Source organism: Sporosarcina thermotolerans (genome assembly GCF_042658975.1).
GTDB classification, from domain to species: domain Bacteria; phylum Bacillota; class Bacilli; order Bacillales_A; family Planococcaceae; genus Sporosarcina; species Sporosarcina thermotolerans.
In genome coordinates, this window is the sequence record NZ_JBHSRM010000020.1 from 53,753 (window position 1) to 67,798 (window position 14,046).

General features: G+C 36.7%; 12 protein-coding genes and 2 pseudogenes. 3 read left to right on the forward strand and 11 right to left on the reverse strand.

From position 1 onward, the window contains the following. Complete coding sequence (locus ACFPZG_RS15985; protein ID WP_283734207.1) at positions 1 to 231, reverse strand: hypothetical protein; 231 nt, start codon at positions 229 to 231, stop codon at positions 1 to 3. A gap of 401 nt (positions 232 to 632) precedes the next feature. Between ACFPZG_RS15985 and ACFPZG_RS15990 the strand changes: the two genes are divergently transcribed. Then, positions 633 to 1,058: an SRPBCC family protein gene (locus tag ACFPZG_RS15990; protein WP_317941285.1), complete on the forward strand. Its 426-nt coding sequence runs from the start codon at positions 633 to 635 to the stop codon at positions 1,056 to 1,058. Positions 1,059 to 1,204: 146 nt separating this feature from the next. Here the strand turns inward: ACFPZG_RS15990 and ACFPZG_RS15995 are convergent, their stop codons facing one another. Continuing rightward, the gene (locus ACFPZG_RS15995) at positions 1,205 to 2,161 is read right to left on the reverse strand and encodes a hypothetical protein (protein ID WP_381427951.1); all 957 of its coding nucleotides are present in this window, start codon (positions 2,159 to 2,161) and stop codon (positions 1,205 to 1,207) included. 18 nt (positions 2,162 to 2,179) lie between these two features. After that, positions 2,180 to 2,968, reverse strand: coding sequence for an inositol monophosphatase family protein (locus ACFPZG_RS16000; RefSeq protein WP_317941286.1), 789 nt, complete (start codon positions 2,966 to 2,968; stop codon positions 2,180 to 2,182). Positions 2,969 to 3,413: 445 nt separating this feature from the next. On the opposite strand from ACFPZG_RS16000, the gene ACFPZG_RS16005 reads away from it, so the two are divergent. Continuing rightward, entirely contained in the window at positions 3,414 to 3,890 is a 477-nt protein-coding gene (locus tag ACFPZG_RS16005; protein ID WP_283734202.1) for a hypothetical protein, read from the forward strand. A gap of 160 nt (positions 3,891 to 4,050) precedes the next feature. On the opposite strand, the pseudogene ACFPZG_RS16010 reads toward ACFPZG_RS16005, so the two are convergent. From ACFPZG_RS16010 to ACFPZG_RS16045, 8 genes and pseudogenes are all read right to left on the reverse strand, one after another. After that, positions 4,051 to 5,093, reverse strand: a pseudogene (locus tag ACFPZG_RS16010) (threonine aldolase family protein). A gap of 128 nt (positions 5,094 to 5,221) precedes the next feature. Further along, positions 5,222 to 5,761, reverse strand: a complete 540-nt coding sequence (locus tag ACFPZG_RS16015) for a hypothetical protein (protein ID WP_317941287.1) — start codon at positions 5,759 to 5,761, stop codon at positions 5,222 to 5,224. A 25-nt stretch (positions 5,762 to 5,786) separates the two neighbouring features. Further along, positions 5,787 to 6,302: a hypothetical protein gene (locus ACFPZG_RS16020; protein WP_283734200.1), complete on the reverse strand. Its 516-nt coding sequence runs from the start codon at positions 6,300 to 6,302 to the stop codon at positions 5,787 to 5,789. Between the two features lie 279 nt (positions 6,303 to 6,581). Next, positions 6,582 to 8,517 (reverse strand): annotated as a pseudogene (locus tag ACFPZG_RS16025) (LTA synthase family protein). Between the two features lie 221 nt (positions 8,518 to 8,738). After that, a complete protein-coding gene (locus ACFPZG_RS16030) occupies positions 8,739 to 9,026 on the reverse strand; it encodes a transposase (protein ID WP_283734199.1) in 288 nt (95 codons plus the stop codon). 437 nt (positions 9,027 to 9,463) lie between these two features. Further along, the gene (locus ACFPZG_RS16035) at positions 9,464 to 11,566 is read right to left on the reverse strand and encodes a transglycosylase domain-containing protein (RefSeq protein WP_317941288.1); all 2,103 of its coding nucleotides are present in this window, start codon (positions 11,564 to 11,566) and stop codon (positions 9,464 to 9,466) included. Positions 11,567 to 12,353: 787 nt separating this feature from the next. Continuing rightward, positions 12,354 to 12,647, reverse strand: coding sequence for a hypothetical protein (locus ACFPZG_RS16040; protein ID WP_283734198.1), 294 nt, complete (start codon positions 12,645 to 12,647; stop codon positions 12,354 to 12,356). A gap of 356 nt (positions 12,648 to 13,003) precedes the next feature. Further along, the gene (locus tag ACFPZG_RS16045; protein WP_283734197.1) at positions 13,004 to 13,114 is read right to left on the reverse strand and encodes a putative holin-like toxin; all 111 of its coding nucleotides are present in this window, start codon (positions 13,112 to 13,114) and stop codon (positions 13,004 to 13,006) included. Positions 13,115 to 13,569: 455 nt separating this feature from the next. Here ACFPZG_RS16045 and ACFPZG_RS16050 point away from each other — a divergent pair, with 455 nt between their 5' ends. Further along, positions 13,570 to 14,007 carry a VOC family protein gene (locus ACFPZG_RS16050; RefSeq protein ID WP_317941289.1) on the forward strand — a complete coding sequence of 146 codons (438 nt, stop codon included), beginning with the start codon at positions 13,570 to 13,572 and terminating at the stop codon, positions 14,005 to 14,007. Positions 14,008 to 14,046: the final 39 nt, after the last annotated feature.

The window sequence follows — 14,046 nt, forward strand, 5'->3', positions numbered from 1 at the left end:
TTACTTTTTAGGCATAGTGTATGTCATAGAAAAACCATTGCTTTCTTCAATTTTCGTAAATATTTCATTAAGAATTTCTAATGACCTTTCATTTGATTCGTACTTACCTAAAATTTTACTCCAGTGATGCATAGCACCACCTTCAATTACTCCTTCTATTTTCTTTCCGTCTACTGTAATCTCTTTTGCGTTTATCAAACTTTTATCATCTTGTGTTGCAATCCATAACATAACTAATCATCCTTGTCGTTTATTTTTTTATATTTGTTAATACAACAATCTGGTATCTATACGATAATAGTAACAAAAAGTTCCAATCTACTTAATTGTTAGCAGTCCTTATTCAACTAAACTGCCCCTTTAGTTGAACAAGAAAAAAGAGCCTTCTAAGCAAATTAATAATACTCCAGAAAGTACTCACCTTCGTATATTGAGTCTTAGGCAAAAAAGCAGTACATTGGATTCCCGCCCGATTGTTTAATTGCATTACTTTACATTGAACATGTTAATAGTGACTTGTCATTAAGCAATTACTTGTTTTAATTATCTTTCAATTATATATTTATGATAATGCTGTATATTAACTTTAGGAAACAAATCACAAAATAATTCATTGTAAAGGTTGGGTAAAAATGGCGGAGTTTAAGGAAGTTACAGTAAATGCAACTGTTCAGGCACCAGTGGAAAAAGTATGGGAATTTTGGACAGAACCAGATCATATTAAAAAATGGAATAGTGCTTCGGATGAGTGGCACACACCATTTGCAGAGAATGATCTTAGAGCAGGTGGGAAATTCGTTTCAAGAATGGAAGCAAGAGATGGAAGTATGGGGTTTGATTTTGGTGGAACCTACGATGAGGTAAAATTACATGAGGTGATTTCTTATACAATGGGAGATGGAAGAAAAGTTAAAATCACCTTTAAAGGGCAAGGAAACGAAACTGAAGTAATTGAAACGTTTGACGCTGAAACTGAACATCCAATTGAGTTTCAGCAACAGGGATGGCAGGCCATTTTAGATAATTTCAAACAATACACAGAGCAAACAAATAAATAAACAGTTATTTATTCATAAAACTAACTAAATAACATGTCACTGCAACACTAACTTAAATAAATTCAAAAGAGCTGTTCAATGCTCTTCCAATTTGAACAGCCCTTTTCTTGGCTCAGCTTTCGCACTAGTATTTACCTAATACTCCTTTATCCCTGATTAGAGGATACATAATTTGTTTTCAAGGCTTTTGTTCTCCAATCTTTTATAAAAAGAACAGATGCAACAATCACTGTACCAAGCCATACGAGCAACAAAATGCCTGAAATAATAGGCAGTGTGGTTAATTCGAATACAGTTCGATCTAATAACGTTTGGAAACCTATTAGTAGAATCGATAGCGTCCAAGAGATACTTCCATAATGGATCAGCAATTTTTTTATACGACCATTAAATTGAACTTTTTCCAAAAGCCATCCAAGAAAGATTAATGTCTGTAATGCATGAAAGCCTATTCCATGTAGTACGATTATATTTCCCGTATCTCCTGTAAATCGATCTTGAAGCAAAATCATCCATATTCCAGCAATATTGGCTATCAGAATTGATATGAATGCATAGCGAATCCCTGTCATCAACAAAGGACGTTCAATCGGATATTTTATTCGAAAAAACTGTATAGCAAGCAGTAACGCTAATATCACAAGTACTAGCGAAACAACCCCAAATACCATTCCGCCGATTATATCGACAACGGATCCTTCACGAGAAAACCTTGGATCGAATCCCCGAAAGTTCTGGATCGTTTCGATTGCATAACCATATAAGGCCGAGATTATAAAAAGCCATCTGAAAGCCTTCCTCTTCCGAGCTTCAAGTCTAGCTAAAGGTAAAATTGCAGCTATTGAAAGGATATAAATACCGATTGCCGCATTAAAGGAGAAAGCATCTCCTAAATTGCCTTCGGGTAAAATAATGCGCCCTTGAAAAAAGATAATGAAAGCAATGCCTGCGGCAAGAATAAATCCAAGAATACCAGTAATGACAAGCCATCTTTCTCCTTCAAATAGCTTCACAGACGGTTCCACAAATTCATTTCGACTTGACAAGAATAATCCCTCCACGCGATTTTCTGTGAATTCAAATTTAGCTTGAAGAGTTTTCATTGATACCTATCATTCAGGTTAAAAAAACCGCTTCGTAATTTCAAGGACCTCATCATAACAACCTTCATTTGCTAAAATCCAGTCACCACCTGTCGCATAATCAACAGGGCCTCCATTAAATGTTGACGTCTTCAGTCCCAGCTCTTTAGCAAAGATTAATTGGGCTGCTAAATCCCACGGACCGGACTTAGAATTCACAAAGGCTGCAAATTTTCCGTTAAACACATGAATCGAATCGATCCCGCCGCAGCCAAAATAGCGAATATCAAAACTCTTCTGTAATAACTCTTGAAAAATATCTTTCTTACTCCAGGATGAAATGTTTGCAGAAACTAATCCTTCACTTAGCGTTATCTCTTTTGGCTTTTCTAATCGTTGACCATTTAAATACGCACCTTGGCCATTCATTGCATAGTAAAAATCATCGTTCATCACATCATATAAATAAGCTAACTCACCGATATCCTTTTCATAATAAGAGACGAGAACACAAAAATAATCCTTTTGCTTGACGAAATTTGTGGTGCCATCAATTGGATCAATCACCCAGATTGAATCAAATGACCCTTTCACTCCTTCATACCCATGCTCTTCTCCAATGATTCCGTGAGTCGGATATGTCTCCTGAATTTTAGCCCGGAAATGAGATTCAACGGCTTTATCAACATTTGTGACAAGATCATTCGCACTGCTTTTTGTATCCACCGTCAACTTCGTCAAAATGGATTCCTTTATAAATGGAATAATTTCTTCCACCCATTTTTTCGCCTGTTCATGAATTTCGATTAAATGTTCCTTCATATCCATTTCCTTTCTTCGTATCCTTATTTACATCACTTAGCAATCTTTCAATCTTATGACATTTTTCTAAGCATAACAAAAGATGGAGGGAAGCAAAGTTATTTAATCTGATCTCTATAAACTCTTAATACTATTTACAACTTGTTTACAATTCGCGATTTTTTATGAATCTATATAGTGATGTTGCGACAACTTTAAACACGTACATCAAACGCTACCTCAAATGGATATGTATTTGCTGCGTCGAATACTTCCTGACGTTCACGTGTTAAGAAAAACATCGTCCCACTCCTTTTTTTCAGTAAAGTGGCAATACTAAAAGGATTATTACCAACTTAATAGAATGATAGACATAAGGAGATTTTTTTACTAATGGTGCAACTGTTAAAAAAACGGATTCGACAGAGTAGATTTTTATATGCATTCAAATAAAAAAACGGAGGAGTTATTTATGTTCATCAAAAAAATAATTATGATTTGCGCAGTGTTTTTAGCATTAGTAATTGCGGGCTGTAATAACGAAAAGCCAATAAAAGAAGAAGTTATTCAACACAATTGGAATGAAAGTCCTCTCTTTAAATCAGGAAGTTTCACAATGATCGGGGAAGAAGGTCGTTTGGGTTTTATTTACGATGATAGCGAAGTAGTTAGATTTTATCCAGACAAAGTACAAAAGTATATGTGGCACTTTTGGGGAAATAATGATGAGTTAATTGGTAATTTTAAGGTTTTAGGAACTCACGAAAACAGTGATGAGGAAATAATTGTTGTACCCACAATAGGGAATTCTTTTCCAACCCCTCATAATGGTGCAGATCAACATTTCCCAACAAATATGATGCTCCCTAAAAGTGGAATGTGGAAGTTAGATGCTTATTTTGGAGATGAACTATTTGGAAGCGTTTATGTAAAAGTTCATAAGAAATAAATCGTTATTGAACTAACGCAGCAAGATAGTTTAGTATAAAAAGCCTCGATCTCCTTAAAAATAAGGAATTCGAGGCTTTTTCGTAAAATCATTTTTTCCCCATCCCTCAGCGAATTGGCCTCGGCATGAGTTACCTGCACATAAGAAATCTGGGGTACTATCAATAACGATCCAAATTCTTAATATCCTCAATCAGTTTTTCAACATTTTCCTTTTTTGTAGCCCAACTCGTACAAAATCTCACAACACTTTGCGTATCATCGACTTTCTCCCAATAGGAAAAGAGTACTTCTTGCTCAATTCACTTAACACATCATTCGGCAAAATGGGAAACTGTTGATTTGTCTTGGAATCATATCTTAATGAATAGCCTTTTTCAACAAACGCCTCCCGAATCATCATCGCCAAGTCCACAGCATGCTTCGAAATCTCATCATATAAGCCATCTTCAAACAAGGTTTCAAACTGGATCCCTAATAATCTCCCCTTAGCAAGCAATCCGCCTTTTTGTTTGATCATATAGCGAAAGTCTTTCTTAAGATCATCATTTGTGATAACAACAGCTTCTCCAAACAATGCTCCGAGTTTCGTTCCACCGATATAGAACACATCACAAAGTCTTGCGATATCCCCTAACGATAGATCATTGTCTTTTGCAGCGAGACCATACCCTAATCGAGCTCCATCCATAAATAATGGCAAACCGCATTCCCGGCAAACTTTGCTCAATTCCTCCAATTCGGATTTACTATAGGTCGTCCCATTCTCGGAAGGGTGAGATATGTAAACCAAACCAGGCTGTACCATATGTTCATGAGTGACATCGTTCCAATGGGCATCATATAATTCTTTTACTTGTCTCGCAGTAATTTTCCCATCATCACTCGGCAACGTAAGCACTTTATGTCCAGTGGCTTCAATTGCTCTCGATTCATGTCCTGCAATATGACCCGTAATTGCAGAAACTGCTCCTTGATGCGGGCGCAATATGGAAGAGATAATCGTAGTATTTGCTTGTGTTCCGCCAACCAAGAAGTGTACATCTGCATTCTCTACATCACACGCTTCTCTAATATAACTTCTTGCCCTTTCACAATATTCATTCATTCCATATCCAGGCGTTTGTTCTTCATTGGTTTCCAGTAGTCGTTTCAGAATTCGTGTATGAGCACCTTCTGCATAATCACTTTCAAAACGTATCATTTATCATCCATCCACCCTTGCTGTAATTTTGAATCTTTTTTAAGTATATCTTGTCCTGAAAATAAAATTAAGTATATCTTTGCCATAGAGACAAAGATATACTTATAGTCACGCTTTTCTGTTTTATATTAATTTATCTTCTTCACTTTCCCATCGAAGGTAGTGCCTTCGTATATTAAATCTTTAAATGGCTCCTCGCTATAATGGTAGAATAGAAATCCATTGTCGGATGCGAGCCTATTCAAATGAATAGGTCCACTGTTTGAAGAATGGGCAATGACCGTATTAAAATAATTGTCTTTGTCCATAACAAAAACTAAATACAGGCTTTTATTATCCTTAAATTGTAAAGTACGTTCCGTTATTTCGAATGACTTGTTCTGTTTATCCGAAATTGACAGTTCGTCTGTGACCGACCAACCCCAAAACCCTTTAGACACAGCATATACGTTGAATCCTTCTTCATAAGGTTTTATGGCTATCTCCTGATTTTTGTTTATTACAAAACCCACGCCCGGCTGCCCTTCTACATCATCCAATGCGGCAGATGCCGTATTATTCACTATGTATTCATCCCAAATAAAGGATTTAAATATAAAGATTCCAATTAGAAGTACGAAGCCGAGAGCGCTTGTATTTAGCCTTTTATTGCGCTTTTGCTCTGCCATCCGGGGAACCCCCTTTCCTTTTCCTTTAATTTTCTATGGGATATCCAATTTTCTTAATCATTAATAAGACAATTTTGTTTTCCTTGAATCCAATTTCTAAATTAATCATATTTTCTTTATCAAAATATCCAATTGTATCTAATCCACTTTCAACTCTTTCATAAAAGTTTTCTCCATATGCTTGAATTACATTTTCTTTTGTATCGCCTGTTTTAATTCCTAATGTAGTTTGATAATTGTTGTTGAAATAATAGCTGATTACTTTATCTTCAATAATCCCAAATTCAATTCCTTCATAAACTAGATATTTTGATTTTGGGTTTGCTACAATATTAACTTCAATTGGTTTACCAAAAGCCCCTGTAACGTCATTTGCAGTTGAGTTTAATGCAACTGAATTTACACTTTCTTCTGAGAGGTTAGTACTTTTTGTACTATCATAGAATTCCGTTTTGCTCTTAGCGAAGGGATCACACCCCATTAACAATAAAAGCATAAATAAACTAAACACTAGTGTTCCGTATTTCATTTTACTCTTCAATATAAAACTCCACCTTAATTTTTTATCAAGATTCTACAATATTTAACGAAAACAGTTCGTGAAAGTTCCAACGAACCTGCTGCGTTTGTTAAGGTACCTGTGCAAGAAACATTCATGATAATTCAACCAATTTGTATAAATATTCAACAGACTTGTATCACTATGCGATTCGCATTGAATTTATTGAATAGTTTGCTGCACAGGTACCTAAGAAACAAACGCAAAAAAGAAGCACGCCCTCACCATTCGGAGAGAACATGCTTCTACTGTTGCGATATTTCATTCGTCTTTAGTGTAGTTATACTGAGAAGGATCGACAGGGGTATAGCCTTTTGGCGTATAAAATCTTAATAAGTCACCATTCACGACTTTATCGGAAAGCTCCAATTTATAAGCCACTTCTTTTTTCAAAGAATTGGCGTTCTCCATTTGACGATCGTCGAGTGGTAAGCCTGTTTGATTATCATAAAATTTTTCATTAATTGAAACAATAGTCGGGCTGATAAAATCACCATTTCGAAATGGGACAACTTCATTATGCTCTTCAGAGAATAAATCAGAACCGAATTGAACAAAGTTTTTCGTATCAATTCCAAGCAAATGCAACAACGTCGGAAGAAGATCTGCCTGACCGCCATACGTGTGGTTGATGCCGCCTTTCATTTTAGGAACATGTATAAATAAAGGGACGCGCTGCAAGTTCGCACTTTCATAAGGAGTAATGTCTTTCCCTATGATTTTGCCCATCGCTTTTTTATGATTCTCGGAAATACCATAATGATCGCCATATAGAACAATGACCGAGTTATCATATAAACCTGATTCCTTTAATCGAGTAAAGACTTTTTCAATCGCTTCGTCTGCATACCGTGCAGTTTGGAAATAAGCGTCCACACTGCTGTCCCCAGTCTTGGCTTTATCGATTGTCCAAGTCTTGATTCATATCATACGGATAGTGATTTCCAACCGTAATGAATTTCGTATAAAAAGGTTGCGGCAGTGAACTCAACAGAGCTTCAGATTGTTCAAAGAACGGTTTGTCCAACAAGCCGTATTCTGCCATGTCGATGGAGTTACTCGTATCATAATAACTCGCATCAAAGAAATGGTCGAATCCAAATTCTTTATAAATCGTATTTCGATTCCAGAAGCTTCCGTTATTACCGTGGAATACAGCGGATGTATAGCCGTAATCCTTTAAAATACTTGGGGCGGCTTGGTACGTATTTTGTGCTTTCGTTATAAAAGCCGATCCTTGCGGCAGCCCAAATAAGGAGTTCTCCAACATGAATTCCGCATCGGCTGTTTTACCTTGGCCTGTTTGGTGGAAGAAGTTATCGAAATACGCTGTATTCTTATCTTTGGTTAATGAATTTAAAAACGGTGTAACTTCTTCTCCGTTCAATTTGTAGTTTATCAAAAAGTTTTGGAATGATTCTAAATGCAAATAGATAACGTTCATTCCTTTGGCAGCTCCAAAATAGTCTGGATTCGGTTCGGCGTAAGTAGATTGTGTATAGTTCATCACTTCTGTGACATCACTGCTATCCGCCAAAGCTCTTTGCGATGTCGCAGCCATCGTTTCCACCGAGTCATAAATCGAATAATTATATATCCCTAAATATTTCACAATATAATTTCTATCAAAACCGCGAGTCAACAGTTGCGGGCGACTCATTTCAGCGAGTCCTAAATTGATAATAGAAATTATTAAGGCGCTAACAATAATCGCAGCGGCTTTTTTAGTTCCAATCCTATTTGTTTCTATTTGCACCTTATGTGAAAATCGAAGATACAACATGACGAATACATCCACAAAGAACAGAATATCAAAAGGGTCTAACAGGGACTGAATACTTCCGCCCAAATCCCCGAAGTTCTGCGTTTGGAAAAGGGTAGGCAATGTAATAAAATCACTGAAAAACCGGTAATAGACGACATTCGCATATAAATAAATCGACATAAGCGTGTACATAACGACGAGCACTGTATATTTTTTCTTACCTTTAAACAAAAAAGAAATTCCTAAAAATAGCAATGCAGAGCCAAGAGGATTTAGCAGTAAAAGGAACTGCTGAAGTGGTCCTTCTACCCCTAATTCAAATTGTGTGGTTTGAGCAATATATGTTTTCATCCATAACATCAATACAGCTACTGCATATATCCCTAAAAAGTTGTGTAAAAGAAAATCTTTCAAATTCCATTGTTTTCCCATGTAAACACCAACCTTTTATTTTTTATTTAACCTTTAATCTGCGGAAAACATTATTTTAAAGTAACATTTTTAGCAACTAAAATATAATACTCCCCTTTAGCTTTTTCGTCAAGCCCGGCATTTAGATAAAAAAACGGTATCAGTTTCCAATACAATTCAAAATTGTATTGGAAACTGATACCTTAAATTAATGGTAGCTCCTATTGAAAAGGAGTAAGATGCTATCTCTCGGCCATTGTCAAAATCAGCAGTCTATAAACGATGAATACACCAAGATAAGCTCCAGTGATCAGGAAAAAAAGATTAAGAAAAATGGCGTGAATTGCAGTCATAAATACAGTATTGTCGATTAGGATTTGGAATATGGAAGTTGATGCAATACTTCCGAAAACAATTGCTGATATAACAGCTGTGATATTAAAAGTAATTCGGAACTTAATGTTTTTATTCTGAAGATAAAACATAATAATAGGAAAAGTAATGCTTGCAATAACCAATAAAACCTTCAAGTGGTCACTCCTTTCGTACGTATAACTAATTATCACCTGAATTACAGGCGGCTAAACGAAGGCGAAATATTACTTAACAAGTAGAGAAGATGTTGTGATTTAATTGCGGATTAATTGGAAGTTTCGTAGTTCGACCAATAAGTGCAATAAGGACTGTGCGAAAAGAATAGCGGACAGTAATCGGACTGATAATAGAAGAATCTTTTGTCGAAGTAGATTCATCTGTTCTTTTAACTGCACCAGATAACCACAGAAGCTTACCTCTCCACAAATCACTGGGGGTGGTTGAATAAAGACAATTATAGCTGAAATAAAAAGCCTGTATCTTAGATCACTTAGTGATCATAGAAACAGGCTTCTTGGTTATTATTAGTGATGGATGCCAGGTTCTGGAACAATTCAATATTCAATGAGAACCTATTACTCAAATTGGTCTTCTATTTCTTTTCCTTTTTTTTATCTCTTTTCTTCTTTTCCTTCTCTTTTTCCTTCTTGTCTTTCTTCTCTCTTTTTTTCTTTTCCTTCTCTTCTTTCTTCTTCTGTTTTCCTTTCTCTTTTTCTTTCTCTTTTTCTTGCTTTTGTTCTTTCTCCTTCAACTTTTCTTTCTGTTCTTCTAAATCTTTTTTCATTTTCGCGATTAATGGTAAATCAAATTTCTTTGTAGGCAATTCACTGATCGATCTTGATAGGACTTGCTCGAAAATTGGTGGTACTGTGAAACTACTCGTTGATGTTAAGTAATGTTCGGCATCTGTTTTATCATAGCCCAACCAAACTGCACCGACGATGTCTGGTGTATATCCGACGAACCAATGATCCTTCGATCCATCCACACCCGTGAATGGCAGCTGGGTGGTGCCTGTTTTACCGGCTACTTCCATCCCAGAAATTTGAGCTTTCTTGGCCGTTCCAACTTCTACAGCACCTTTTAGCATATAGGTCATTTGCTGGGCAACTTCCGCTTCTGTTACTTTTAGGGACTGTTCACGCCATTTTCCAATGACTTCGCCTTCCGAATCCTTTATTTCCAATATAGCATGGGCTTCCATCATGACCCCATCATTCGCAAATGTGGAAAAAGCTTGAGCCATACGCAGGGGTGAAGTACCTTTATGCAAGCCCCCTAATGCCAGGCCAAGATTATGATCCTGTTCTTCCAATGGGATTCCGAACCGTTCCACAGTGCGAACGCCTTCTTCAATACCAATGTTATTTAGGAGCCAGACGGGAGGGATATTATACGATTGAGTGACTGCATCGTACATTGTCACTTGCCCTCTAAATTGCTTATCAAAATTCTTCGGTGAATATCCATTAATGTTGATTGGTTCATCAACGAGCAGATCCGAAATTTGATAGCCTTGCTCGAGCGCAGGTGTGTAGGCCGCAATGGGTTTCAAGGTCGATCCTGGTTGTCTAACGAGCTGGGTCGCATTATTAAAGCGACCATACGTGTATTCTCCTCTGCCCCCAACCAATGCACTAATTCCACCAGTTTTAGGATCCAAGAAGACAGAACCGCTTTGAATGAGTTGATCTAACTTACTCTCTGGAAAATTACGATCATCCTGATAGACTTCTTCAAGGGCATCTTGGATGACAGGATTTAACGCTGTATGAATATGTAATCCTCCAGCTAACACTTCATTTTTCGTTAGCCCGTACTTGTTGACCGCCTCGTCAATGATTTGGTCAATATAATATGGATACTTCCCTTCATAATTCGGCATTGTTGGATCGGCTAACACAATTTCTTGTCCGATTGCTTCATCGTACTCCGCTTGACTAATATACTTTTCATCTTTCATTAACGATAAAACAATATCGCGTCGCTGCACCGACTTTTCCATGCTTTTATAAGGAGATAAATGGGTAGGTGCTTTAATTAATCCCGCTAATGTAGCAGATTCACTTAACGTTAATTCGCTTACATCTTTTCCAAAGTAGATTTGCGCAGCCCGTTGAACACCCCATGCCCCTTCGCCGAAATAGATTTGGTTGAGATAGCGTTCCATGATGTCATCTTTTGAATACGTTCTTTCAATATTCTTCGCTATAAGCAATTCTTTAAATTTACGGGAGTATGTACGGTCCTGAGTTAAAAACACATTTTTTGAAAGCTGTTGCGTGATTGTACTCCCACCAGCAACGACTTCACCTTGTAACATGTTTTGGGTAAATGCCCGGGCAATCCCGAAATAATTAACCCCACCATGTTTGTAAAATTGTTGATCCTCAACAGAGATGACTGCTTCAATCAGCTCTTTCGGAATTTGATCCAAAGCAACTCCTTCAATATTGGAATTTGAAATCTTACTAACGATCTCTCCGTTTTGATCATAAATAAACGTCGGTCTCGGTTCAGTTTCTTCCAGTTTACTCACATCATTTGATGCAATTAATCGATTCAACATGACCAATCCACAAATGGCGACAACTATCATTCCGATTAATAGGATTCGGATAGGTTTTTTTAAGTTAGACCATCTCTTCTTTAATTTCGATTGTTTCTGTTGCTGCTTATGTTCCATTCTTCCCATATGTATTCCACCTTCTTCATTGCCTTTCGAACATACAAGTTTAGCATAGAAACCAAACTGAACTACAACAAGAAAATTCTACCATGCCATACTGATCTGTCATGGCGAGCTTCATTTTGTAATAGTATAGGGTACCAGGTTCTGAAACAATTCGAAATTCAACGAGAACCTAACACCCAAAGGTTAAACCGAACCCGTTCTTATATGGCAGTTTTTTTTTCGGGTACTTCCTTTTTCAACTAAACTGCCGTGTTAGTTGAAAATGAAAAAAGAGCCATCTAATCGGCTCTTTGATTTTCAACTTAAGCACCCCGTTCGTGGAATAGCTATAATATAAAGTGGAAAACAACTTTTTCAAACAACCCATTCATAAATACTTTTTGATAATTTTCTTGTGAGATATTTTATATAAACTTTTTACTATAAAATTAATTGTCAAATAAAATCCGTTAAATAATATTGTAAAAATAATACCTCGAACTATCACTAATAACACATAATACTGTTTGTCCATATAAAAATCTCTATCTAACCCTTCAATAGAATAAGCTGGATAGTAGTACACTGCAGAACTTATAAAAGCATACAAGGTTAGTATTATCATTACCAATATCATTGTATTTATCTTCATTTTTGATGTATTTTTCAGAACAATAATCTCCTTTATAAAAACCTTTAATAAATAGTGCAGGGTACCATGTTCTGAAACAATTCGAAATTTAACGAGAACCTAACACCCAAGATGATGTTACTCAGTATTGTTTACCATAATGTTGATTGTACATATTCAATTTATCTCCGTCAGTCTCCATGGTTGATTGCCTTTTTTCTCGTATTTAGAGACGTACTCTTCATCAACCTGTAAGTTTTCCCATAAAATTTCACTATCAACGAAAAGCTTAAATGCTTCCTCTTTTGTTTGATTGTTTGGGTCATATGCTTTAATCCAATACTCTTTGTCGCTTGTATTACCTTTTTCAGTTACAACTAACATTGAAGCTGAGTAAGTTGAAGGGACATAACCACAAGAACTTAGCAACAATAAAACGAATATCATTAATAGACTATGAGTTCTTTTCATCGTTTCACCCCATTCATAATGATCAATATTGAAGTGCGGGTTCCAGGTTCTGAAACAATTCGAAATTTAACGAGAACCTAACACCCAAGGATGACTAAAATACCAATCTTTCTACTCATAAGTTTCCCCCTCATATCGGGCGGGTACTCAAATTTAAGTAGTTATTGATTCCGTTCCCTTATTAGATCATGTGTATTCTTCGTATGATTGTGGTAAACTGAATATATAGTAAAAGAGACTGGGTGCGCTTAGACCCAGTCAGTCAGCTAACATCCGCATGAAGTGCGGTCGGCCATTAGTACGAGAGTTTTTACAAGAGTAACTGCCCTGCTTACTTGCCGGTTAGCGGAGGGTAGTTACTTTTTTCTTTTGGTGTATAGTGTAATCATCGCTACAATGGTCGTTGCCGTTGCTACAAGAAACATTCCAAACTGAAACATCAGTGTCATTGCTTGGTATGTCACCATATAAACACCCCTTACTCCAGAGTGCCAACCGCCCATCCGCCGTATGCCGCTGTACCTTCCATTCTATCACTTTATTCTCAAAATTGCGAACAGGATTTCTGAATCTATCTTACAAAAAGAAGTACAAGTCTAAATAGAGAGAATTCGATCTTCTTTTTTGTTGCTTTCATCACCTTAATACCATAAAGTAAATTCCTTCAAGCTTTTGCCTTCGCACATTCGGAGCCCATTCTTCCTTCTCAATATAATACTCGTAAGCCTCTTTAACTAAATCTAAACCTGCTCCAGTTCCATTGAAAGTAGATCATCTAAAGGGTCATGTCCATTAAACATTCCCACTTAATACAGTAATTAGAGATACCAAAAATCTCCATACGGAAAAAGGCAAGTGAAATTTAAACTTGAACTTGAATACAGGATGTTGCAAAATAACAGGAACATAGGAGGTATGGAAATTGAAGATCAAAAAATTAGATCATGTGGGTGTTATTGTTAATGATCTTTCTGCCGCGAAAGAGTTTTTTCTCGATTTTGGACTTGCGGTGAAAGGAGAATGGGAATTGGAAGGAGAGTTGATGGGATATGCAGTTGGGCTTAATGACGCTAAAGTATCGTGTGTAGGACTCGGTACGCCAGACGGTCAGACATGGATAGAGCTTATCAAATTTATCAAACCAGCAGATGAAAAGGATATTCAGGAAACCTTTGCAAATACACTGGGGATCCGGCATATTGCATTTTCTGTTGAAGATCTTGAAGCTATCGTTGCCAAATTGAAAAAGAAGGGTACGGAAATCTTCAGTGAGATACAGCAATATGAAGAGAGTTATAAATTATGCTATGTTCGTGGTCCAGAGGGAATTATCTTAGAATTGGCTGAGGAAATCAAATAAGGTATGGGAAGATAAGTGCAGGGTGTTAGGTTCTATAAC